Origin of the sequence: Microbacterium flavescens, from assembly GCF_018588945.1 — a bacterium.
In the GTDB taxonomy this organism is placed as follows: Bacteria; Actinomycetota; Actinomycetes; order Actinomycetales; family Microbacteriaceae; genus Microbacterium; species Microbacterium flavescens.
This window is the reverse complement of sequence record NZ_JAFIWA010000002.1, coordinates 456,595-480,102: the sequence shown is the minus strand read 5'-3', so window position 1 is coordinate 480,102 and position 23,508 is coordinate 456,595. Positions and strand designations below refer to the sequence as shown.

General features: G+C 71.9%; 20 protein-coding genes. 13 read left to right on the top strand and 7 right to left on the bottom strand.

The annotated features are described in order from the left end of the window. Nucleotides 1-6 precede the first annotated feature (6 nt). The gene (gene hutI / locus JX005_RS05925; protein WP_214466488.1) at nt 7-1,392 is read right to left on the bottom strand and encodes an imidazolonepropionase; all 1,386 of its coding nucleotides are present in this window, start codon (nt 1,390-1,392) and stop codon (nt 7-9) included. 98 nt (nt 1,393-1,490) lie between these two features. Continuing rightward, nucleotides 1,491-3,179, bottom strand: a complete 1,689-nt coding sequence (gene hutU / locus JX005_RS05920; RefSeq protein ID WP_214466487.1) for a urocanate hydratase — start codon at nt 3,177-3,179, stop codon at nt 1,491-1,493. A 119-nt stretch (nt 3,180-3,298) separates the two neighbouring features. On the opposite strand from hutU, the gene JX005_RS05915 reads away from it, so the two are divergent. Beyond that, nucleotides 3,299-3,940, top strand: a complete 642-nt coding sequence (locus tag JX005_RS05915; RefSeq protein WP_214466486.1) for an HD domain-containing protein — start codon at nt 3,299-3,301, stop codon at nt 3,938-3,940. A gap of 24 nt (nt 3,941-3,964) precedes the next feature. On the opposite strand, the gene hutH is transcribed toward JX005_RS05915, so the two are convergent. Then, complete coding sequence (gene hutH, locus JX005_RS05910; protein ID WP_214466485.1) at nt 3,965-5,527, bottom strand: histidine ammonia-lyase; 1,563 nt, start codon at nt 5,525-5,527, stop codon at nt 3,965-3,967. A 61-nt stretch (nt 5,528-5,588) separates the two neighbouring features. Here hutH and JX005_RS05905 point away from each other — a divergent pair, with 61 nt between their 5' ends. Beyond that, nucleotides 5,589-6,398, top strand: a complete 810-nt coding sequence (locus tag JX005_RS05905) for an IclR family transcriptional regulator (RefSeq protein ID WP_246533564.1) — start codon at nt 5,589-5,591, stop codon at nt 6,396-6,398. Between the two features lie 93 nt (nt 6,399-6,491). Then, complete coding sequence (locus JX005_RS05900) at nt 6,492-7,610, top strand: baeRF11 domain-containing protein (protein ID WP_214466483.1); 1,119 nt, start codon at nt 6,492-6,494, stop codon at nt 7,608-7,610. 9 nt (nt 7,611-7,619) lie between these two features. Here JX005_RS05900 and JX005_RS05895 read toward each other — a convergent pair whose 3' ends face one another. Continuing rightward, nucleotides 7,620-8,630, bottom strand: coding sequence for a LacI family DNA-binding transcriptional regulator (locus tag JX005_RS05895; protein ID WP_214466482.1), 1,011 nt, complete (start codon nt 8,628-8,630; stop codon nt 7,620-7,622). 203 nt (nt 8,631-8,833) lie between these two features. On the opposite strand from JX005_RS05895, the gene JX005_RS05890 reads away from it, so the two are divergent. Genes JX005_RS05890 through JX005_RS05875 form a run of 4 tightly spaced genes read left to right on the top strand, consistent with a single transcriptional unit; the run spans nt 8,834 to nt 14,115 of the window. Then, entirely contained in the window at nt 8,834-10,108 is a 1,275-nt protein-coding gene (locus tag JX005_RS05890) for a sugar ABC transporter substrate-binding protein (protein WP_214466481.1), read from the top strand. 4 nt (nt 10,109-10,112) lie between these two features. Further along, nucleotides 10,113-11,291 (top strand): carbohydrate ABC transporter permease, encoded by a 1,179-nt coding sequence (locus JX005_RS05885; protein WP_214466480.1) that lies wholly within the window; start codon nt 10,113-10,115, stop codon nt 11,289-11,291. Next, nucleotides 11,288-12,199 carry a carbohydrate ABC transporter permease gene (locus JX005_RS05880; RefSeq protein ID WP_214466479.1) on the top strand — a complete coding sequence of 304 codons (912 nt, stop codon included), beginning with the start codon at nt 11,288-11,290 and terminating at the stop codon, nt 12,197-12,199. Before JX005_RS05885 ends, JX005_RS05880 begins: the two co-directional genes overlap by 4 nt. Next, nucleotides 12,196-14,115 (top strand): glycogen debranching N-terminal domain-containing protein, encoded by a 1,920-nt coding sequence (locus tag JX005_RS05875; RefSeq protein WP_214466478.1) that lies wholly within the window; start codon nt 12,196-12,198, stop codon nt 14,113-14,115. Before JX005_RS05880 ends, JX005_RS05875 begins: the two co-directional genes overlap by 4 nt. A gap of 6 nt (nt 14,116-14,121) precedes the next feature. Here the strand turns inward: JX005_RS05875 and JX005_RS05870 are convergent, their stop codons facing one another. Continuing rightward, nucleotides 14,122-14,604, bottom strand: coding sequence for a YbaK/EbsC family protein (locus JX005_RS05870; RefSeq protein ID WP_214466477.1), 483 nt, complete (start codon nt 14,602-14,604; stop codon nt 14,122-14,124). A gap of 212 nt (nt 14,605-14,816) precedes the next feature. Between JX005_RS05870 and JX005_RS05865 the strand changes: the two genes are divergently transcribed. Both JX005_RS05865 and JX005_RS05860 read left to right on the top strand, forming a co-directional pair. Beyond that, nucleotides 14,817-15,893 carry a Glu/Leu/Phe/Val dehydrogenase family protein gene (locus JX005_RS05865; protein WP_214466476.1) on the top strand — a complete coding sequence of 359 codons (1,077 nt, stop codon included), beginning with the start codon at nt 14,817-14,819 and terminating at the stop codon, nt 15,891-15,893. Between the two features lie 125 nt (nt 15,894-16,018). Further along, entirely contained in the window at nt 16,019-16,780 is a 762-nt protein-coding gene (locus JX005_RS05860; RefSeq protein ID WP_214466475.1) for a ZIP family metal transporter, read from the top strand. 323 nt (nt 16,781-17,103) lie between these two features. On the opposite strand, the gene JX005_RS05855 is transcribed toward JX005_RS05860, so the two are convergent. After that, nucleotides 17,104-17,937, bottom strand: coding sequence for a MerR family transcriptional regulator (locus tag JX005_RS05855; RefSeq protein ID WP_307858507.1), 834 nt, complete (start codon nt 17,935-17,937; stop codon nt 17,104-17,106). A gap of 66 nt (nt 17,938-18,003) precedes the next feature. Next, complete coding sequence (locus JX005_RS05850; protein ID WP_214466473.1) at nt 18,004-19,263, bottom strand: glutamyl-tRNA reductase; 1,260 nt, start codon at nt 19,261-19,263, stop codon at nt 18,004-18,006. Nucleotides 19,264-19,344: 81 nt separating this feature from the next. On the opposite strand from JX005_RS05850, the gene hemE reads away from it, so the two are divergent. From hemE to hemC, 4 genes are all read left to right on the top strand, one after another. After that, nucleotides 19,345-20,403 (top strand): uroporphyrinogen decarboxylase, encoded by a 1,059-nt coding sequence (gene hemE / locus JX005_RS05845; RefSeq protein WP_214466472.1) that lies wholly within the window; start codon nt 19,345-19,347, stop codon nt 20,401-20,403. Next, on the top strand, nt 20,396-21,598 hold the full coding sequence (locus JX005_RS05840; RefSeq protein ID WP_214466471.1) for a protoporphyrinogen/coproporphyrinogen oxidase: 1,203 nt from the start codon (nt 20,396-20,398) through the stop codon (nt 21,596-21,598). The genes hemE and JX005_RS05840 overlap by 8 nt, the downstream gene beginning before the upstream one ends. A gap of 217 nt (nt 21,599-21,815) precedes the next feature. Beyond that, entirely contained in the window at nt 21,816-22,505 is a 690-nt protein-coding gene (gene hemQ, locus JX005_RS05835; RefSeq protein WP_214466470.1) for a hydrogen peroxide-dependent heme synthase, read from the top strand. Beyond that, nucleotides 22,502-23,419 carry a hydroxymethylbilane synthase gene (gene hemC, locus JX005_RS05830; protein WP_214466469.1) on the top strand — a complete coding sequence of 306 codons (918 nt, stop codon included), beginning with the start codon at nt 22,502-22,504 and terminating at the stop codon, nt 23,417-23,419. Before hemQ ends, hemC begins: the two co-directional genes overlap by 4 nt. Nucleotides 23,420-23,508 lie beyond the last annotated feature (89 nt).

Below are 23,508 nucleotides of genomic sequence, written 5' to 3'. Positions count from 1 at the left end.
CGTGGATCAGACCAGCGCGACGCCGTCCTTGAACACGCGGTCGATGAGCGGGACGCCCGGGCGGTAGGCCAGGTGCACGCGCGTCGGGGCGTCGAGCAGCACCAGGTCAGCGCGGCGGCCCGGCGCGATGACGCCGACGTCGTCGCGGCGCAGCGCGCGTGCTCCCCCGGCGGTCGCGGCCCACACGGCCTCGGACGGCGTCATCCCCATCTCGCGCACGGCGAGGGCGATCATGAGCGGCATCGACGAGGTGAAGCTCGACCCCGGATTGCAGTCGCTCGCGAGGGCGACGGTGACACCGGCGTCGATGAGCCTCCGTGCGTCCGGGTACGGCTGCCGTGTCGAGAACTCGACGCCCGGCAGGAGGGTCGCGACGGTGTCCGACCCGGCGAGGGCCGCGACGTCGTCGTCGTCGAGGTAGGTGCAGTGATCGACGGATGCCGCGCCCGCCGCCACCGCGAGACGCACGCCGTCGCCCGGCCCGAGCTGGTTGCCGTGCACGCGCGGCAGCAGGCCGTGCGCGACTCCGGCGGCGAGGATGCGCCGGCTCTCGTCGGCGGTGAAGGCCCCGCGCTCGCAGAAGACGTCGACCCACCGGCTGTGCGGCGCGCACGCGCGCAGCATGTCGCCCACCACCAGGTCGACGTACTCGTCGCGCCGCTCCGAGTACTCGGCCGGCACGACATGCGCCCCGAGGAACGTGACCTCGGGCGTCACCTCGGCGGCGAGCCGTGCGAGCCGCGCCTCGTCGTGCACGGACAGCCCGTAGCCCGTCTTGACCTCGAACGTCGTCGTGCCCTGGCCGTGGAGTTCGGCGACGAAGCCCGCGAGCCGCGCCCGCAGCTCCTCGTCGCTCGCCGCTCGCGTCGCCGCAACGGTGCGCCGTATGCCGCCGGCGGCATAGGGCGTCCCGGTCATGCGCGCCTCGAACTCGTCCGCCCGGTCGCCGCCGAACACGAGATGCGTGTGGCTGTCGACGAACCCCGGCACCACGGCCCTCCCGCCCGCGTCGATGACGTCCGTTCCCGCGCCGCCCTTCTCCCGCGAGACCGCATCGGTGCCCCGAGAGTGCGGCCGGTAGCCGCTGTCTCGGTGCACGGATGCGGTCTCGCCGGGGGTGGGGTTCCCGCCGGGGGTGCTGGGGTTCACGCCGGCGTCGACGCGGTGCACGTCGCTGCCGCTGCGCGAGACATCGGATCCCTCACGAGACGGCGTCTGCGGCGCGGCGTCTCGTCGCAGAAGATGGGTCTCGGCGTCCGCGGACGCGCCCACCCACACGATGCGGGAGCCCTCGATGAGCACGGCGGCGTCGCGCAGCACCCCGGTGGGGTCGCCGCCGCGCTCGACGTTGGTGGTCAGCTCCCCGATGTTCGTGATGAGCGTCGCGGTCACAGCATCCCTCCCTCTCTGTCGTTCAGTGTCCACGGGTGCGGGTCCGGCGATGCCAGCGACCCGGCGTCTGTGGACACTGAACCCAGGTGGCGAAACGGTCAGGCGTCCAGCATCGGCACCTGGAGGCCCCGCTCGCGCGCGACCTCCTTGGCGCGGTCGTAGCCCGCGTCGACGTGCCGCATGACGCCGGTGCCGGGGTCGTTGGTGAGCACGCGCGCGAGCTTCTCCGCGGCGAGCGCCGTGCCGTCGGCGACGGTCACCTGACCGGCATGGATGCTGCGGCCGATGCCGACGCCTCCGCCGTGGTGGATCGACACCCAGGCAGCGCCCGACGCGGTGTTCAGCAGGGCGTTGAGCAGCGGCCAGTCGGCGATCGCGTCGGAGCCGTCGGCCATCGCCTCGGTCTCGCGGTACGGCGAGGCGACGGAGCCGGCATCGAGGTGGTCGCGGCCGATGACGATGGGCGCCTTCAGCTCACCCGATGCCACCATCTCGTTGAACTTCAGTCCGGCAAGGTGGCGCTCCTGGTACCCGAGCCAGCAGATGCGGGCGGGCAGGCCCTCGAAGTGCACGGCGTCGCCGGCCTTCTCGAGCCAGCGCACCAGCCCGGCGTTGTCGGGGAAGAGCGCCTTCACCGCTTCGTCGGTCTTGCGGATGTCCGCGGGATCGCCCGAGAGCGCGACCCACCGGAACGGCCCGCGGCCCTCGGCGAACTGCGGGCGGATGTACGCGGGCACGAACCCGGGGAACTCGAACGCCCGGTCGAACCCGCCCAGCTGCGCCTCGGCGCGGATCGAGTTGCCGTAGTCGAACACCTCGGCTCCGGCATCCTGGAATCCCACCATCGCGGCCACATGCTTCGCCATGCTGCCGCGCGCGCGGGCGGTGAACCCTTCGGGATCGCGGGATGCCTCGGCCTTCCAGTCTTCGAACGCGATGCCCACCGGCAGGTAGGCGAGCGGGTCGTGGGCGCTCGTCTGGTCGGTGACGATGTCGACCGTGAGGTCGCCGGCGCGGTGGCGCAGCAGGACGTCGCCGAACACCTCGGCCGCGTTCCCGACGACGCCGACGCTCAGCGCCTCGCCCGCATCCTTGGAGGCGACGACGCGCGCGAGGGCGGCGTCGAGGTCGGTCGTGTACTCGTCGAGGTAGCCGTGCTCGACGCGGCGGGCGAGCCGGGATTCGTCGACGTCGACGACGAGCACCGCACCGCCGTTGAGCGTGACGGCGAGGGGCTGCGCGCCGCCCATGCCGCCGGCGCCGCCCGTGAGGGTGAAGGTGCCGGCGAGGTCGTCACGGCCGAGCGTCCGAGCCACCGCCGCGAACGTCTCGTAGGTGCCCTGGAGGATGCCCTGCGTGCCGATGTAGATCCACGAGCCGGCCGTCATCTGGCCGTACATCGTGAGGCCCAGCTCCTCGAGCTTGCGGAACTCGGGCCACGTCGCCCAGTCGCCGACAAGGTTCGAGTTGGCGATGAGCACGCGCGGCGCCCACTCGTGGGTGCGGAAGACCCCCACCGGCTTGCCGGACTGCACGAGCAGCGTCTCGTCGGGCTCGAGCTCGTCGAGCGTGCGCACGATCGCGTCGAACGCCTCCCAGCTGCGCGCAGCCTTGCCGGTGCCGCCGTAGACGACGAGGTCTTCGGGGTGCTCGGCCACCTCGGGGTCGAGGTTGTTCATGAGCATGCGCTTGGCGGCTTCGGCGCCCCAGCTCTTCGCGGTGCGCTCGCTTCCGCGCGCGGCGCGGACGGTGCGCGATCCGGCCGGGGACGGGAGGGTGTCGGTCATGCTCTCGATTCCACACCGCGCACGACGCTCCGACAATGCTCCCGTCGGGCGCGGTGTCTGGCGGACCAGACAAGCGGACGGCCGTTGTCGCCGGCGCCGCCACCTGGTGCAATGGACGGATGACCCGCGAAGCACCGCGCACCGACCGCGAGCGCGGTGAGCGGCTGCGCGACGTGCTCCGCGGTCCGGGCGTGCCGTCGCAGCGGCTCCGCGACGAGCAGCTGATCGACGAGATCCCCGAGCACGCGGCCCTGGCCCGCACTCCTCAGGACCCGTCGTGGCACCCCGAGGGCGACGTGCTCGTCCATTCGCTGTGGGCGGCCGACCTGGCCGCGCAGCATGCCGATCGAGCGGATGCCTCGGCCGACGCGCGCGAGCTGCTCGTGCTCGCGGCACTGTGGCACGACATCGGCAAGCCCGCGACCACCCGGCCGCGGAACGGCCGGATCACCTCGTACGGGCACGCGGAGCGCGGCGCCGAGATCGCGGTCGCGCTCGGACGGCGCCTCGGGCTGCCGGATCCGCTCGTGCGCGCTGCATCCGCCATCATCGCCACCCATATGGCGCACGTGTCGGTGCCCGGGGTGCCGTCCGACAAGGCGGTCCGGCGGCTGCGAGACCGCCTGCGCTCTGCCGGGACGTCGCTCGAGGACTGGGCCGTCGTCGTCCGCTGCGACGGCGACGCACGCGGTTCAGCCGCGCGTCCGGACGCGTCGATCCCGTGGCTCCGGGTCGCCGGCCGCCTCCCGGGCGGAGGCTGAGTCGGGTCGAGCAGGCGAAGCGGGTCAGGCCGGTGCGGAAGGCAGCGCGGCAGCGGCGACGGCGCCGGAGGCGACGAGCCCGGTCACGGCCTCCATGTCGGGCGACAGGAAGCGGTCAGGACCGGGGCCGCCGACACCGGCCCCGCGGACCAGGTCGCGCACGGCACCGGTCGCCGCGCCGGGCTCGAGCGGGGCGCGCAGGTCGAGGGCGCGCGCTGCGGTCAGCACCTCGATCGCGAGGACGCGCCCGAGGCCGTCGATCGCGCGGCGGAGCTTGCGCGCGGCGGCCCAGCCCATCGAGACGTGGTCCTCCTGCATCGCCGACGAGGGGATCGAGTCGACCGAGGCCGGCACGGCGAGGCGCTTGAGCTCCGAGACGATACCGGCCGCTGCGTACTGCGCGATCATGAGGCCGGAGTCCACGCCGACCTCGTCGGCCAGGAACGGAGGCAGCCCGTTGCTGCGGGCGGGGTCGAGTGCGCGGTCGGTGCGGCGCTCCGAGATCGAGGCGACGTCGGCCACGGCGATCGCGAGGAAGTCGAGCACGTACGCCACGGGAGCGCCGTGGAAGTTCCCGTTGGACTCGACGCGCCCGTCATCGGTGATCACGGGGTTGTCGACCGCAGCCGCCAGCTCGCGCGCGGCGATCGTGCGGGCATGTTCGACGGTGTCGCGCGCGGCGCCGTGGACCTGCGGGGAGCACCGCAGCGAGTACGCGTCCTGCACCCGGGTGCACACGGCCGGGTCCTTGTGCGAGGCGACGATGGGCGACCCGGCGAGCACCGTTCGGAGGTTCGCCGCCGAGACGGTCTGTCCCACCTGCGGCCGCAGCGCCTGCAGGTCGGCGGCGAACACGGCATCGGTGCCGAGCTGCGACTCCACCGACATGGCGGCGGCGACATCGGCCGTGTCGAGCAGCACGGACAGATCATGGAGCGCGAGCAGCAGCATCCCGAGCATGCCGTCGGTTCCGTTGATGAGGGCGAGTCCCTCCTTCTCGCGCAGGACGAGAGGGGTGAGGGATGCCTCGGCCAGCGCTTCTGCGGCGTCGACCTCGGCTCCGCCGGCGTTGCGCACGGGCCCCTCGCCCATGGCGGCGAGCGCGACGTGCGAGAGAGGTGCGAGGTCGCCCGAGCAGCCGAGCGAGCCGTACTCGCGGACGATCGGGGTGATGCCGGCGTTCAGCATGCCGGCGTAGGTCTCGACGACGACCGGGCGGACGCCGGTATGGCCGGTCGCGAGGGTCTGGAGGCGGAGCAGCTGCAGCGCGCGCACGACCTCGCGCTCGACCTCGGGGCCGGTCCCCGCCGCGTGCGAGCGGATCAGGCTCGCTTGCAGCTGCAGCCGGCGCTCGGGGGCGATGAAGGTCGTCGCGAGGGCGCCGAAGCCGGTCGATATGCCGTAGTGCGGGTCGGGGTCGTCGGCGAGACCTTCGACGAGCGCGCGGGTCGCGGCGACGCGGGTGAGCGCCTCGGGAGAGATCTCGACGGCGGCGCCGTGGCGCGCGACGGCGACGACGTCTTCCGGGCGCAGGGGTGCGTCGCCGACGGTGACGACGCTCGGGCGGAGGTCGGTGACGGTGCTCATGCGTCGATTCCACACCGGTGGGGTGGCGCGCGACAGGGCAGGGTGTCATCCTGTGTCTGTCATGCCAGACACGGAACCGTCCCGCCCGATCAGCTCGCCCAACGCGAGCCCGCCGCGCCCGCAGGTGCCCGCTGCCGACCAGACGCTGCGGATCCTGTCGTTCCTCGCGCGGCAGCGCGGCCCGGTCGCTGCGAGCACGGTGGCGAAGACCCTGGGCATCCCGCGCTCGAGCGTGTACCACCTCCTCGCGTCGCTCGAGGCGCACGGGTTCGTGATCCACCTGCCCGCCGAGCGCCGCTGGGGCCTCGGGACGGCGGCGTTCGAACTCGCGGGCGGCTACTCGCGTCAGCAGCCCCTCACCCGGCTCGGGCGTCCGCTCGTGGCGGCGCTCGCGGATCGGGCGGGCGAGAGCGCGCACCTCGCGGTGATGACGGGCCGTGACGTGCTGTACATCGTCGAGGAGCGCGCCCCACGGCGTCCGGCGCTCGTGACCGACGTCGGCGTGCGGCTGCCGGCGCACCTGACCGCGACCGGCCGAGCCATGCTCGCCGCATTTCCGCGCGAGCAGGTGCGCGCTCTCTATCCGGATGCCTCGGCCTTCGCCGACCGCACCGGTCGGGGTCCCGCTCGCCCGGGCGAGCTGCGCGACGTCCTGCGCGAGGTGCGCGAGCGCGGGTACGCCATCGAGGACGGCGAGGTCACGCTCGGCCTGCGGTCGGTGGGGGTCGCCGTGCGCGACCACGCGGGCTGGCCGGCCGCGGCGATCGCACTCACCTGGCCGCTCGAGGCCGGGCGCGACGCGGAAACTCTCGGCGCGCTGATCTCGGACGCGGCGACCGAGCTCGAACGGCGGATCGGCCGGACCGGCTGATCGCCCGCCCCACCGGCATCCTGGACTAACCCGATCTCCAGACGACCGCAACCCCCTGGAACCACCCCCTGAAGGTCTCCTAACGTCGCCGACATGCTCACTGCAGACCTTCCCGACGATGACCGGATTCTCGAACTCATCGATGCGCGGGCGATGCCGAGCGTGACGCTCGCGGTCGCCTCATCGCCACTCCCCCCAGACCATGAACGCGTGAAGATCGCGCTGCGCGATGCGATCGACGACGCCGAGCGACGCCTCTCGACGCTCGAGCTGCCGCACGGCACCGGGCAGGAGGTGGTCGATGCGCTCGGCTCGCTTCTCACGGACGACGACTTCTGGGAGCACCAATCGCGCTCGCTCGTGGTGTTCGCCGCTCCCGGACGCCTCGACGCTTTCCGGCTCGCCGATCATGCGAAGGATCTCGTCGTCGTCGGCGACCGGTTCGAGATCGCACCGCTGCTGCAGGCCGTCTCCTGGTCTGAGCGCGCCTTCGTGCTCCAGTTGTCGGAGGGGCTGGTGCGCCTGACCGAGGTCGCCGCGGGCGAGCGAGTGGTGGAGCATCCGCTCTCCCTGCCGGAGGATCACGCCCTCATGCTGACCCACGCCGAGAACGACGGGCGCCTCGACCGCCAGCGTGCGCAGGGCGCGAACGGCGACCGCGTCGAGCGCGAGCGCTACTCCCGCGCGGTGGAGGAGGAGGTCAGCCGCATCGTCCCGGACGACGTGCCGCTGGTCCTCTCGGCCACCACCGAGCTGGAGGCCGCGTATCGCGCGGTCAACACGCACCCGGCCCTGCACGACGACGGCATCGCGCCGCACCCCGAGTCGCTGGACGATCAAAAGATCGAGCGCCTTGCCCGCACGGTGCTGGATGAGCGCCGCGAACGCGAGACGTCGGAGTGGAAGGAGCGCTTCGGAACCCTCCGCGCGCAGGGCCTCGCCACCAGTCGCCTTGTGGAGGTGGCTGCAGCGGCGGCCGCGGCTGCGATCGACGAACTGCGGTTCGACCTGGACGCCGATGCCGCCGGCACCATCGACGAGTTCGGTCGCATCGAGAGGGGCGAGCCGGGCGAGGCGCCGTCGCTGGTCGACGAGATCGCGTCACGCGTGCTGCACAGCGGCGGGACGGTGCGCGCCGTCCGCACCAAGGATCTGATGGACGGCTCTCCGGTCGCGGCGACGCTGCGGTTCCCGGTGCCCTCGACGTCGTAGCGCAGACCCTCAGCGCACCACGAGTCGCGGCTCGACGAGCACGTGCGCCTCGCCTGCGGCGAGGAGGCGCGGCTCGACGACGCTGCCCGACGGGCCCATGAGCAGCTGGAGCACGCCCGAAGCGACCTGCTCGGGCAGCTGCTCGACGCTGCTGAGACCGATCGCCTCGGCGGCCGGGGTGTTGTCGAACCCGACCACGGGCAGATCGGGGCGCCCGGCGGCGGCCGCGGCGAGGTGAGCGCCGATGGCGAGGGAGTCGCTGACGCACACGATCCCGTCGACGGCCCCGCCGTTCGCCAGCAGGACCGCGGTCGCCGCGCGCGCCAGCCCGACGCTCTCCTCGCACGCGATCCGCTCCCCCGTCGCGCCGGCTTCGGCCATCGCCTCGCGCCAGCCGCGCTCGCGGTCGTCGCCCGTGCCCGATCCGGCCGGCCAGCCGAGGAAGGCGACGCGCGGCCCCGCGATCTCCAGCACGTGCTGCGTGGCGGCGCGCGTCCCCGCGGCGCCGTCGACGTCCACCCAGAGGTGCGCGGGAGACTCGACGTCGTCCGCTCCCCACGGACGCCCGAAGGCGACGAACGGGACGTTCCGCTCGGCGAGCCAGCGGGTGCGGGGGTCGCCGTGGAACGTCCCCGTGATGACGACGGCGTCGACTTCCCCGCCGTCGGTGAGCTCGCCCATGCGTGCAATCTCCTCATCCGGACTCCGTGCGGCGTAGAGCTGGATCCTCATGCCCCGGTCGCCCGCCCGCTCGGTGAGCGCATGGACGAATCGGTCGAGGACGACGCCCGAGATCCCGCCCGCATACGGATCGAGATGGATGCCGATGGTCGAGCTGCGGCGGGTCCGCAATCGTCGCGCGGCCATGTGCGGCCGGTAGCCGAGGTCGTCGATCGCGCGCTGCACGCGTTCGCGCGTCGCCTCCTTGACGATGCCCGGAGTGTTGATCACGTTCGACACGGTCTGGCGCGAGACACCCGCCGCGAGGGCGACGTCCTCGACGGTGGGTGCCTTGGGCATCGCAGACCTCTTTGCCGGATCGATGGTTCGGATCGATGGTTCGAATCGCCATCTTAGGCGCGCGTCGAGCCCCTTGACAGCAGCACCGCACCCTTCCTAGCGTGTGTTCCAGCACGAAACTTTGATCGTTCAAATCGCTTCCCGCGATCGCGATCGCCCTGGGTCGAGAGTGACCCGTCACAGCTCATCGAAGGAGAAGAGAAATGACACGGCACACCACGCGCGCGCTGCTCGGCACCGGCGCGCTCCTGATTACGGGCGCCCTCGCGCTCACCGCGTGCGGATCCGGATTCGACGACGACGGAGGCGGCGGCACGGGCGACGGCGACGGCGGAGCGACCGAGCTGACGTCATCCGACGACGCGCTGACCGTCCTCATCGGATCGTCGGGCGACGCCGAGACCGAGGCTGTCGAGTCGGCCGTCGCGGCGTGGTCGGAGGAGTCCGGCGTCGAGGCGAGCGTCCAGGTCGCCAACGACCTGCCCCAGCAGCTGTCCCAGGGCTTCGCGGCCGGCTCGCCGCCCGACCTCTTCTACCTCGCGACGGAGGCGATCGCGGGGTACGCCGGCAACGGATCCCTCGTCGCCTACGGCGACATGCTCGAGAACGCCGACGACTTCTACCCGTCGCTCGTCGAGAACTTCACCGTGGACGACCAGTTCTACTGCGCCCCGAAGGACTTCTCGACGCTCGGTCTCGTCATCAACAAGACGATGTGGGATGCCGCGGGACTGACCGACGACGACATCCCGACCACGTGGGAGGAGCTCGACACGGTCGCGCAGACGCTCACGAAGGACGGCGTCGTCGGCCTCGCCTTCGGTGCGGAGTACCAGCGCCTCGGCACCTTCATGGCGCAGGCCGGCGGCGGACTCGTCAACGACGACGGCACCGAGGCCGTCGCCGACAGCCCCGAGAACGTCGAGGCCCTCACCTACGTCAAGGACCACCTCGCCGACGGCACGTTCGCGTACTCGTTCGACGTCGACGCAGGCTGGGGCGGCGAGGCGTTCGGTCAGCAGAAGGCGGCGATGGTGATCGAGGGCAACTGGATCACAGGCGCCATGACGAACGACTACCCCGACGTCGACTATGTCGTCGCCGAGCTCCCGGCGGGCCCCGCGGGTCAGGGCACCATGCAGTTCACCAACTGCTGGGGCATGGCCGCCGACAGCCCGAACCAGCAGGCCGCGCTCGAGCTCGTCGAGTACCTGACCAGCACGGAGTCGCAGTTGGCCTTCTCGGACGCGTTCGGACCGATGCCGTCCATCCAGTCCGCTGCTGACCAGTGGTCGACTGACAACCCGGAGCTCGTCGCCTTCCTCGCGGGCGCCGACTACGCCGTCGGGGTACCGACGGCCGACGGCTCGGCCGCGGTGATCACCGACTTCAACGCGCAGCTCGAAGGACTCGAGGCCGGAGACCCGCAGCAGATCCTCGACACGGTGCAGTCCAACCTCGAAGCCATCGTCGGCTGAGGCGATGACCACCACCGCAGTGGCGCCTCGTCGCGCCGGAGGCCGCAGGGGCCTCCGGCGCGGCGAGACGCTGGCCGGCTGGGTGTTCACGGGGCCCGTCCTCGTCATCCTCGGCGTCTTCCTCCTGATCCCCGTCCTCATGGCACTGTGGGTCAGCGTCTCCGACTGGGGTGGGCGCGGCAGCCCCTTCTCCGGACGGGTCAACTTCGTCGGCCTCGAGAACTACGCCGCGATCACGGTCGACGGCGGTCTGGCCACGCGCGACTTCGGCATCGCACTGCGCAACAACGCCTGGTACGTGCTCCTGGTCGTGCCGCTTCAGACCGCGCTGTCGCTGTTCCTCGCACTGCTCGTCAACCGGGCGATCCTCCGCGGGCGCGGGCTCTTCCGCACCGCGTTCTACTTCCCGTCGGTGACCAGCACCGTGGCGATCACCGTGCTGTGGCTGTTCCTCTTCTCCGCCTCCGGCGTGGTCAACGAAATGCTGTCCTGGATCGGCATCAGCGGGCCGAACTGGTTCTTCGATCCGACCGGGATCGTGCACAACGGACTGGCCGCCGTCGGCGTGACCGATGGCCCGGCCTGGCTCACCGGCAATCACTTCCTCGGCCTGTCGTGGTGGCAGTGGCTCGCGGGGCCGTCGGTGGCGATGACGGCGCTCATCTTCATGGCGGTGTTCACGACCAGCGGCACGTTCATGCTGCTGTTCATCGCGGCGCTCCAGAACATCGGCGGCGAGATCCAGGAGGCGGCGATGATGGACGGCGCCAACGGCTGGCAGCGGTTCTGGCGCGTCACCCTCCCCCAGTTGCGGCCGACGCTGTTCACCGTGATCACGCTCGGGCTGATCGGCTGCTGGCAGGTCTACGACCAGATCTACACGGGAACGCAGGGCGCACCCGCCAAGACGACGGTGACGCCCGCGTACCTGTCATACACGTCGGCATTCCTCGACCAGGACTGGGGTCGCGGCGCCGCGATCGCGTTCATCCTGTTCGCCATCATCGTCGCGTTCACCGCGTTCCAGCGCTGGGTGCTGCGCGAGCGGCCGGTGTCGAAGCGCCGCGCCCGCCAGTACCAGGTGCCGACCCGTCCGTCGACGACATCGCCTGCGGTCGCGGCATCCGCTCGCGTTCCCGCCGTCCCCGATCCAGCAGACACACGAGAGGAGGGCGAGCGATGACCGGCACGACCCTGTCCGAGTCGCTGGTGCTCAACGAGGAGCGCCCGGCCTTCGACAAGCCCACGCGCCAGCGGCTCCTGTCGCGCCGGATCGTCTGGCAGATCCTGCTGTACGTCCTGCTGATCATCCTCGCGCTCATCTACATCTATCCGTTCCTGGTGCAGGTGGCGACGTCGTTCAAGACCGAGGCCGACGCCGCCGCCGACCCGATCTCGCTGATTCCGGAGACGATCACATTCGCGGCGTACGAGCGGCTCTTCGGCCGCAGCGACTACCCGGTCTGGTTCGCGAACTCGGCGATCGTGACGGTGTGCGTGACCCTCGGGCGCGTGTTCTTCGTGTCGCTCGCCGGCTACGCGCTCGCCCGCCTCGACTTCCGCGGGCGCGGGATCGTCTTCGCCGCGGTCGTCGCGGTCATGGCGGTGCCGGCGGTCGTCCTCCTCATCCCGAAGTTCCTCGTGATCAATCAGCTGGGCATGTACGACTCGTACGCGGGCATGATCGTGCCTCTACTGGTCGACGCGGCCGGCGTGTTCATCATGAAGAACTTCTTCGAGTCGATACCGGTCTCGGTCGAGGAGCAGGCGCGGATCGACGGGGCCGGGACGTTCCGCATCTTCTGGTCGGTCGTGCTGCCGATGGCGCGTCCGGCGCTCATCACGATCGTGATCCTGTCCTTCCAGGGGTCGTGGAACGAGCTGAGCCACTTCATCGTCTCGACGCAGTCGCCCGAGCTGACGACGCTGACGAAAGGTGTGGCGTCGCTCGCCTCGGGGCAGCTGAGCCAAGGGTCGCAGTATCCGATCAAGCTCGCCGCCGCCGCCATCATGACGATCCCCGTCGCCGTGATGTTCTTCATCTTCCAGCGGCACATCATGAACGCCTCGGAAGGAGCGGTCAAGGGATGACACTCGGCGACGACGCACCCTCGCAACCCCTGCAGCCCCTGCTGAATGACGCCCTCATCGTGCTGCGCGCCCCCACCCAGGTGTGGTCGGGTCGCGACGGCGAGCTCGGCACGCACCAGATCGACGGCGTCTACCACGGCGATGTGCGGCATGTCCGCACGCTCGGGCTCGCGTGCAGCGACTCCGACGTCGAGTGGATCTCGACGGCGTCGCACGGGCCGTCGCGGGTCGTCTTCGGCGGCCTGCTGCGCGGACTCGACGACGCGACGCCCGACCCGAAAGTGCGGCTGCTGCGCGAGCGCGAGGTCGTCGACGGCGCCGCGACCGAGACGTGGACGGTGCTCTCGCGCCTCACGGAGCCCATCGACACCGTGCTCACGCTCGTCGTCGAGCCCGACTTCGCCTCGCTCCACGACGTGAAGGCCGGGACGGCGGCGCGGCAGCCGGCGGAGATCACGACAGCGGATGCCTCGGCAACGGCCCGGGCGGCAGACCAGGGCTTCACGCTCGTCGCCGAAGGAGCCGAGGTCACGGCCGGCGACGGCGCCGTCACCGCCGAGTGGCCCATCCACGTCGAGGCGGGCGGCGCCACGGTCGTCTCCTTCACGATCGAGCTGCGCGACCCGACGCTGGTCGTGCACGGAGCCGCGGATCCGTGGCCGGGTGCCGCGGCACGACCCGGCGCGACCGCGCATCCGCGGCTGGACCGGTGGCTCGACGTCGCCCTCGGCGACCTCGACGCACTCCGGCTCACGCTGGCGGGCGACGGCGACGATGAGTTCTTCGCAGCGGGCGCGCCGTGGTTCTTCACGCTCTTCGGACGGGATTCGATCTGGGCGGCGCGGCTTGCGCTTCCGCTCGACGCGGGGGTCGCGGCATCCACTCTCCGCGTTCTTGCGGGGCTGCAGGGCGAGCGCGACGATCCGGAGACAGCGCAGGAACCGGGCAAGATCCTGCACGAGCTGCGTGCGTCGGCGCTCGAGCTGCCGAACGAAGGGGTCGTGCTGCCGCCGCGGTACTACGGCAGCGTCGATTCGACGCCGCTGTGGGTATGCCTGCTCGCCGACGCGTGGCGGGCCGGGATGCCCGAGACCGAGGTGCGCGCGCTCGTGCCGGCGCTGCGGGCTGCGCTGCGCTGGATCATCGAGCTCGGCGACAGCGACGGCGACGGGTTCCTCGATTACATCGATCGCAGCGGGCGGGGCCTGGCGAATCAGGGCTGGAAGGACTCGGGCGATTCGATCCAGTGGCGTGACGGGCGCCTCGCCGAAGGCCCGATCGCGCTGTGCGAGGTGCAGGGCTATGCGTACGAGGCCGCGCTCGCGGGGGCCGAGCTGCTCGAGACGTTCGGGGGCGCCGACGAGGGAGCGCTCGCCCCGGCGGCGCTGCGCGAGTGGGCGTCGCAGCTGCGGACGAGGTTCCGGGAGTCGTACTGGGTGCAGACGCCTGAGGGTCGCTACCCCGCCATCGCGCTCGACCGGCACAAGCAGCCGGTGGACACGCTGACGAGCAACATCGGGCATCTGCTCGGCACCGGCATCCTCGATGCCGACGAGGAGCGGGCCGTGGCCGAGCTGCTGCTGGGCGGCTCGATGTCGTCGGGCTTCGGCATCCGGACCATGTCGACCGGGGCGCGCGGCTACTGGCCGCTGTCGTACCACGGTGGCAGCGTGTGGGTGCACGACACCGCGATCGTCGCGCGGGGGCTTCACCGCGCAGGGCTCGACGACGCCGCACGGGTGGTCGCCGAGGGTCTGCTCGCGGCGGCGGAGGGCTTCGGCTACCGCGTGCCCGAGCTGCACGCGGGCGATCCGGCGACCGAGACGTCGGTTCCGACGCCGTATCCGGCGGCGTGCCGTCCGCAGGCGTGGTCGGCGGCGGCGGCGGTCGTGTGCCTGGAGATCCTGGCGGACTGACGCCAGTCAGTCGACCTCGGCCACCGTTCCGCCGGTGAGGCGGACGAGCTCGTCGAACGTCAGCGGGAAGACGGTGTGGGGCGTGCCGCCCGCGGCCCAGATCTCGTCGAAGGCGGCGAGGTCTTCGTCGATGATCGTGAGGAGAGGCGCGGGATGCCCCGTGGGCGCCACTCCCCCGATCGCCTGGCCGGTCGCATCCCGGACCTGCTCGGGCGTCGCGCGCTGGATGCGCTCACGTCCGAGACGTTCGGCCAGGGCGGCGGTGTCCACCCTGTGGGCTCCGCTCGTCATGACGAGGAGCGGTTCGCCGTCGGACCAGAACACGAGGCTGTTCGCGATCGCGCCGACCTCGATGCCGAGGGCCGCGGCAGCGAGCGGGGCGGTGTGCGCGGCATCCGGGAGCACGACGATCTCGCCGGTGATGCCGGCGGCGCGGAGCGAGTCATGGACGAGGCGGCTGCGGGCGGGCAGCTCGTTCGGCGCAGTCATCCGCCCAGCCTATGAGGCGTCGGGCGGAGCTCGCTGCAGCTGTGCAGTGTGACGCAGGTTCGTCTCCGTCGGTCGTTCAGACGGCGCAATCTGCGCCGCGGCGCGGGTGACGGTTGAACACTTCGCGAGGTGGTGGTCCAATAGAGGTGGATGCCGCAAAGCCGCGGCGTCCGCAGCGCACTGCCCACAAGGCCCGCCGAAGGAAGAACGCGATGACGCACACCCTGCCCCTGCCCGACTTCACGCACGAGCGCGTGGAGGTGATCACCGGACGACGCAGCGGCCTGTTCATCACCGTCGCGCTTCACTCGTCCGTGCTCGGCTCCGCCCTCGGCGGTGCGCGCCTGTGGACGTACCCGCACTGGAGCGACGCACTCGGCGACGCCCTGCGGCTGTCGGCGGCCATGACGCTCAAGAATGCGGCGGCCGGGCTGGACGCCGGCGGCGGCAAGTCGGTCATCGCGCTTCCCGAGGGGACGGTCCTCGACGAGGAGCGTCGTCGCGCGGCCTTCCTCGACCTCGGTGACGCGGTCGAGTCGCTGCACGGTCTGTACCGCACGGCGGAGGACGTGGGCTCGACGACCGAGGACATGCTCGTCGTCAGCGAGCGCACCGAGCACGTCGTCGGTCTGCCCGACGCCGTCGGCGGCTCGGGTGAGCCCGCGGGCCCGACGAGCCTGGGCGTGTACGAGTCGCTGCGGGCGACCCTCGAGCGTGTGACCGGATCGAGCGACCTCGCGGGTCGTCGCATCACGATCTCGGGACTCGGTCAGGTCGGCAGCCGCCTCGCCGTGCGCCTCGCCGCCGAGGGTGCGGCGCTCACCGTGACCGACGTGAACCCGGCCAAGCGGGATCTGGCGCGTGAACTGGGGGCGCACTGGAGCGTCCCGGGCGAGGAGCACCTGGTTGCGGCGGACGTGTTCGTGCCGGCCGGCATCGGCGGTCTCCTCACCGATGACGTCATCGACGCGCTCGACGCGAAGGCCGTGTGCGGTCCGGCGAACAACCCCCTCGCGGCGCACTCCGGCGCCGATCGGCTCGCGGCACGCGGCATCCTGTACGCGCCCGACTTCGTCGTGAACGCGGGTGGAGTCATCTACCTCGACCTCGAGGCGAAGAAGGTCGGAACCCGCGCCGAGGTCATGGAGCGGGTCGCGCAGATCGGCGACACCGTGCGCCGCATCTTCGACGAGGCCGAGTCGCGCGGGGTCACGCCGCTCGAGGCAGCGGAGGGTCTCGCGGCCGAGCGTCTCGCCGCCGGCGACCGCGGTCACGCCCTCGCCGTCTGAGCGGACGACGTGCGGGGTCGCCCCGGCATAGTCGTGGAGCGGATGCCTCGACCTGCGCCATGTGCGCGGGTCGAGCATCCGTGTATGTGCCGTCGCGTGCGGGGAGGCGGCGCTAGGTTGTCGCCATGGCTGGCGTGTGGCTCGCCGCGATCAGCGGCCTCATCGGCGGCGGAACCTTGCTCGTCGGTGCCGCCCTCGCGTGGTTCGTCGACATTCCGCAGCGGGTCGTGGCGGGCATCATGGCGCTCGGCGCGGGCGTGCTGATCTCGACGCTGGCGTTCGAGCTCGTGGAGGAGGCCGCCGAGGACGGCGGGCTCGTGCCGACGACGCTCGGGTTTCTCGCGGGGTCGATCATCTACATCGTCGCGGACTGGGCGGTGTCGAGGCCGAAGGAGGAGCGCCCGTCGACGCCGGCGAACATCGTCGCGCGACGTCAGGGCGCGAAGCTCGCCGGTGGAACGGGTGCGGCGATCGCGATCGGGGCGCTGATCGACGGCATCCCGGAGTCGATCGTGATGGGCCTGTCGGTGCTGCAGGGCGGCATCAGCATTCCGATCGTCGCGGCGATCGCGATCAGCAACTTCCCGGAGGGCCTGGGTTCGACCGCGGCGCTGAAGAGCAGCGGTTCGAGCGGGCGGAAGATCGCGTTCCTGTGGGGCGGGATCGCGGCGGTGACGGTGGTGGCGTCGGTGCTGGGATACGTCGCATTCCAGGCGGCTTCGCCGGGGCTCATCGCCGTGATCACGACGATCGCCGCCGGCGGGCTGCTCGCGATGGTGTGCAACACGATGATCCCGGAGGCGTTCGCCGAGCAGCGCGCGCTCACCGGCCTGTACGCCACGGTCGGGTTCCTGGCGGCGTTCTTGCTCCACGAGCTGGCGGGCTGAGGCGGGGCGGCGCCCCTCGACCGCGTTTCGTCTCGCTTCGCTCGCTCAACGACCCGGGGCAGGCGCCGCACCCGGGTCGTTGAGCGAGGGAGCGAAGCGACCGAGACGAAACGCGTCTCCCCCGCGAAGGACGTTTCGTCTCGCTTCGCTCGCTCAACGACCCGGGGCAGGCGCCGTATCCGGGTCGTTGAGCGAGGGAGCGCAGCGGGGGCCCGACCACGTTTCGTCTCGCTTCGCTCGCTCAACGACCCGGGGCCAGGTCCGGGTCGTTGAGCGAGGGAGCGCAGCGACCGAGACGAAACGCGCCCCCGCCGCGAAGAGCTTCAGACCCGCTCGACCGGCGCCACCAGCTCCGTCACCCACTCCGACTGCGGGCGATCGTCGGGCGCGTGCACATAGACCTCGCGGGTCGGGCCGACGATGCGGTAGCCGTCGTCGACGACCTGCTCCATCAGCGTCATCCACGAGCGTCCGATCGAGGGCATGTCACCCCGGTGCGTCAACACCGCCGCGGTCTCGACGGCCGGCAGCTCGACGACGTCGTAGCCCTCCCCCGCCTGGGGCGCGGCATCCGCCGTGAACGACACATGCACGGCGAGGTCTTCGGAGTCGGGCACGGCCTCGTACCAGAACACCCCGGGCTCCTGCGGCTCACGGCCGGCGGCCTCGATCGCGCCGATGAGCCGGCCGAGCAGCGGATCGATGACGGGCGAGACGTTCTCGGGCCCCATCCCGGGCGCGCGCCCTTCGACGGCGTAGACGGTGACGGGCTCGAGCGGGCGGTATTCGACAGCGGACATGATGTGGGTTCCTTCCAGGCGGCGGAGACGTTCGTCGATGCGATCGAGCCGCGCGCGGTCGGCGTCGATCGCCGCCTCGAGCGCCTGACGACGCCGGACGAGCACGTCGTGCAGCGCGGCGGACTGGTCGCCTGCCGACAACACGACGCGGATCTCGTCCAGCCCGCAGCCGAGGTCCCGCAGCTCGACGAGCCGCAGGAGCGGCCCCAGCTGCGCGTCGGCGTAGCTGCGGTATCCCGTGCGCGGGTCGACGCGAGCGGGCTGCAGGAGTCCGATCTCGTCGTAGTGCCGCAGCATCCGCACGCTCACGCGCCCGAGGGCGGCGAACTCTCCGATGGTGTACATGGTGGAGACCACGTTCGACCCTGACACAGCGTGAGAGTCAAGCGGAAGTCCGGCAGTCCGGTCGAACGGCACCGCGGCTCAGGCCGAAGCGGTCCAGCCGTCTTCGATGTCGTCAGCCACTCCAGCCGCCTCGGCCCCAAGCGACAGCCCGTGCAGCGTCTGAAGGGCCGCGTTGACCTCGTCGATGCGGCCCTCGACGGCGAGTTCGCGGATGCGCACCGACGGGCGGTGCAGCAGCACACCCGCGAGGTGACGCAGCGCGGCCTCGGTCTCGGCGCCGGTGCCCCGGGCACGCGCCCGGGCGATCTCGGCGTCGACGATCGCGAGCACGTCGCTGCGCAGCGCCGTGATCGCGGGAGCCGCGGCGCGATCGGCCGTGAACTCGGCCGCCGCGTCGCCGACGATGATGCGCGCATCGGCGTGGGCGCTGAACTCCTCGAGCGGAGCGTGCAGGCGGATGGTCTCGAGGTCGAGCAGCTCGACCCCGTCGACGTCGCCGACCGCAGGATCGACGTTGCGCGGCAGCCCGAGGTCGATCACGAGCACGCGGTGCCCCGGCGCGAAGGCGTCGGCGTGCACGACCGCGTCGGCGGTGCACGTGATGACGACATCGGCGGCGGCTGCGGCCTCCGCGAAATCATCCACCGGCTGCAGCCCGTGCTTCAGTGCGAAGGCGGCGGCGCGACCCGACGGCGAGAAGACCTGGATGTCGGCGGCACCGCGGGCGCGCACGGCCTCGACGGTGCGCGAGGCGTAGCGGCCCGTGCCGACGACCACCACGCGCGACGCGGCCCAGTCGGCGATGCGGCTGGACGCGAGCTCGAGCGCGAACCGCACGAGCGAGCGGTGGGTGCCGCGCAGCCCGGTGCTGTTGCGGATGCCGCGGCTGGTGTGCGTGGCCTTCTGGAAGAGGCGCTCGAGCTCTCCGCTCGTCGTGCCCTCGAGGCGCGCGGCGTCGAGTGCGCGGCGCACCTGGCCCGAGATCTCGTCCTCGCCGACGACCATGGACTCGAGGCCGCTGGTCACCGCGAAGAGGTGGGCTGCGGCATCCGCTCCGGAATGGACGGTCACCGAGGTGCGCAGGGTTTCGACGGGAATGTCGGATGCCTCGGCCATCGCCTCGACGACCGATTCGGCCGCGACGGCCTCGCCGCCGGTGAGCGGCTCGTCGATGTCGAGGTAGGCCTCGAACCGGTTGCAGGTGGCGAGGACGACCGCCCCGGCGACGAAGAGCTCGTCGTCCACGAGGGTCCGGGTGGCCGCAGGAGCGCCCTGCGACAGCCGCTCCAAGACGTCGAGACTCGCGTTCCGATGGTTCGCGGTCAGACAGAGGAGCACCCGACCATGTTAAGGCACGCAGCTGATGCGAAGCGAAGCGCGGCCTCATGATCAGCGAAGCGGGAGCCTAAGGTTGACTGCGTGCCGCTGGAACCGTCTCACCCCACACTTGCCGACAGCTATGCTGTCCCGCCCCTCATCCGCGCCTACCGCGGCGACCGCCCCGAGACGACTCCGGTCTGGTTCATGCGGCAGGCGGGCCGCTCACTTCCCGAGTATCGCGAGCTGCGCGTCGGCACCGACATGCTCGACGCGTGCCTCAATCCCGAGCTCGCGAGCGAGATCACGTTGCAGCCCGTCCGCCGTCACGGCGTGGACGCCGGCATCTTCTTCAGTGACATCGTCATCCCGGTGAAGCTCGCCGGCGTCGACGTGCGCATCGTCCCCGGTCGCGGGCCGGTGCTCGAGCAGCCGGTGAGGACGGCCGCGGATGTCGCGTCGCTGCCCCCTCTCGATCCGGCGGCCCTCGAGCCGATCCGCGAGGCCGTCCGGCTCACCGTCGCGGAGCTGGGCGCGACGCCGCTCATCGGATTCGCGGGTGCTCCGTACACGCTCGCCTCGTACCTCGTCGAGGGCGGCCCGTCGAAGGAGCAGCTGCGCACCCGCGCGCTCATGCACTCCGACCCCGAGACGTGGGCCGCGCTGCTCACGTGGTGCGCCGACATCACCGGCGCGTTCCTCGAAGCCGAGATCGAAGCCGGCGCGTCGGCCGGGCAGCTGTTCGACTCGTGGGCGGGATCGCTCAGCCTCGCCGACTACACCACGCACGTCGCGCCGCACTCGGCGCGCGCGCTCGAGCGTGCGAAGGCTCTCGGCGTGCCGCTCGTGCACTTCGGCGTGGGCACCGGCGAACTCCTCGCCGCGATGCACGGCATCGGCGTCGACGTGATGGGCGTCGACTGGCGGATCCCGCTGGACGAGGCATCCCGTCGTCTCGGACCCGGCGTTCCCCTGCAGGGCAACATCGACCCGGCGCTGCTCGCGGCACCGTGGCCGGTGCTCGAGGCGCACATCGCCGACGTGCTCGAGCGCGGTCGCAGCGCCCGCGCGCACGTCGTGAACCTCGGGCACGGCGTGCCGCCCGAGACCGACCCGACGGTGCTGACCCGCGTCGTGGAGTTCGTCCACGCGCATGGCTGACTTCTCCGTCGTCGGCGGCGGCGTCGCGGGGCTCGTCGTGGCCCGGCGGCTCGCGCTCGCCGGTGCGGACGTGGTCGTGTTCGAGGCATCCGATCGCCTGGGCGGCACGGTCGCGCGCCATGAAGTGGCGGGAATCGGATTGGATGCCGGAGCCGAGAGCTTCGCCGTGCGCGGAGGGGTCGTCGCCGACCTGCTGACCGAGCTCGGCCTCGCCGACGACATCGTCGAACCGCGGCCGGGTCCGGCCTGGCTGCAGCCCGCGGCGGGACCGGCGGTGCCCCTGCCCGCGACGGCGCTGCTCGGGATCCCGGCCGATCCGCTCGCGGACGACGTGGTGCGGGTGGTCGGATTCGCCGCTGCGCGGGAGGCCGCTTCGCTTGACGCGGCTCCGCTTCTTGATGCAGTGCCGAGTTCGCTCGGCGCGCTCGTGCGGGAGCGCTACGGCGATGGTCTCCTCGACCGGATCGTCGCGCCGGTCGTGCACGGGGTGCACTCGATCCATCCGGACGAGCTTCCGGTCGCGCGCGCACATCCGGGGCTGCCCGACGCGCTCGCGTCGGCGGGTTCGCTCGGAGCCGCCGTCGCGCGGCTGCGGGCGGCCGCTCCCCCGGGATCGGCCGTCGCTGGCATTCGCGGGGGCGTCAACCGCATCGTGCCGGCCCTCACCGGGGACGTCGAGCGCAGCGGCGGAGAGGTGCGCCTCGGAACGCGGATCGACGACCCGGCGACGCTCGACGGGACCGTGGTCATCGCGGCGCCCGGCCTCGCGGCGCCGGCCGGCGTCGGCCGCCGGATCGACCTTGTCACGCTGGTGGTCGAACAGCGGGAATTGGATGCCGCGCCCCGCGGCAGCGGACTGCTCGTGGCCGCCGGAGCCCCCGTCGGCGCCCGCGCGCTCACGCACGCGACGGCGAAGTGGGAGTGGCTGCGCGAGGCCGCCGGCGGACGCCATGTGCTGCGCCTGTCGTACGACGCGACACCGGCCGACCCGGTCGAGACGGCTACGCGGGATGCCGAGGTGCTCCTCGGCGTCGAATTGCCGGTCGTCGTCGACGCGGCGGTCGTGACGTGGGTCCGGCCCGCCGCAGCCGAGGGGTCTGATCTCGTCGTCGTCGGCGAGACGGTGGCGGGTTCGGGCATCGCCGGCATCGTCGCGCACGCCGAGCGCACCGCCGCCGAGCTGCTCGCCCGCTGAACGCGTTTCGCCTCGGTCGCTCCGCTCCCTCGCTCAACGACCCGAGACCCGACCCCCGGGCCCCAACCCCGGGTCGTTGAGCGAGCGAAGCGAGACGAAACGCCCACCCCGCGAGAAGCGTTTCGTCTCGGTCGCTCAACGGCCCGGAAACCCCACCCCCGCGAGACGAGACGCTCAACGACCGGCGTCCAACCGAGCGGGTGGAAGAATAGAGGTCATGAGCGATTCCTCGGCTGTCCCCCCGTCCGAGAGCGAGACGCTCGGCTACACCCTGTGGGCCGTGTTCCGCCGCGACCCGCAGCGCCCCGCCCCCGCCGGCGATCTGGCTCCCGCCGTGGCCGAGGTCGAGGCATCCGGAGTCACCGTCCGCGGGTTCTACGACGTCTCGGGCCTGCGTGCCGACGCCGACCTGATGGTGTGGCTGCACGCCACGAACGTGGCTCCCGAGACGATCCAGGCCGCGCTGCGCACGCTGCGCCGCGCCGAGCCGATCGCGTCGCTCGTGCCGGTGTGGAACGCGATGGGCGTGCACCGCGACGCGGAGTTCACCGCGAGCCACCTGCCGGCGTTCATGCGTGGCAAGGATCCGGAGGCCTGGCTCACCGTCTATCCGTTCGTCCGGTCGTACGACTGGTACATCCTCCCCGAGGACGAGCGCCGCCAGATGCTCGCCGACCACGGTCGCAAGGGCGCCGAGTACCGCCAGGTGCTGGCCAACACTGTCGCGTCGTTCGCGCTGGGCGACTACGAGTGGATCCTCGCGCTCGAGGCTCCCGAGCTCGTCGATCTCGTCGACCTTATGCGGCACCTCCGCCAGACCGAGGCTCGCCGCCACGTGCGCGAGGAGGTGCCGTTCTTCACCGGGCGTCGCATCGGCCTCGACGAGATCGCCGAGGTGCTGGCGTGACCACGCTGCGCATCGGCACGCGGGCCAGCACGCTCGCGTTGACGCAGACCGGCATGGTCGCCGACGACCTCGCCGACGCGACCGGCGTGAAGACGGAGATCGTCCGCATCACCACGCACGGCGACCGCTCGAACGAGCCGCTCTCGCGAGCCGGCGGCACCGGGCTCTTCACCGGCGCCCTGCGCGACGCGCTGCTCGCCGACGAGTGCGACGTCATCGTGCACTCCCTCAAGGACCTCCCCACCGCGCCGCACGACCGCATCGTCGTCGCCGCGATCCCCGCCCGCGAAGACCCGCGGGACGCCCTGTGCGCACGCGACGGCCTCACCCTCGAGCATCTCCCCGCTGGCGCGCGCGTCGGCACCGGGTCGCCGCGACGCATGGCCCAGCTGCGCTCGAAGCGCCCCGACATCGAAGTGGTCGACATCCGCGGCAACGTCGAGACGCGCCTCGGCAAGGTCACGAGCGGCGAATTGGATGCCGTCATCCTGGCCGCCGCGGGCCTCAACCGCATCGGCCGCACCGACGTCGTCACCGAGTTCCTCGACGCCGACCGCTGGCCCACCGCGCCCGGCCAGGGCGCACTCGCCGTCGAGGTCCGCCGCGGCGAGGAGCACCTCGTCGCAGCGCTCGACCACCGCGAGACCCGCGCCGCGGTCGAGGCCGAGCGCGAGGTGCTCGCCCTGCTCGAGGCCGGCTGCTCGGCGCCCGTCGGCGCCCGCGCCGTCGTCGACGCCGGCCTGCTCCTGCTGTCGGCGAGCGTCTACAGCATCGATGGCGCCACCACGCTGACCTCGTCCCACGCGACGTCGTGGCCCGAGGACGACGGCGATCCGTCGCGCGAGGTCGCGGCATCCGTCGCCCGTGAACTGATCGACGCCGGAGCCGCCGGCCTGACGGGAGAACGCCCGTGAACAGTGCTTTTTCCGAGGGGGCGCCTCGTCGATGACCATGGCCTGAACGGCGCTGTCATCGACCAGCCGAGCGAGGGTGCCGGCGAAGG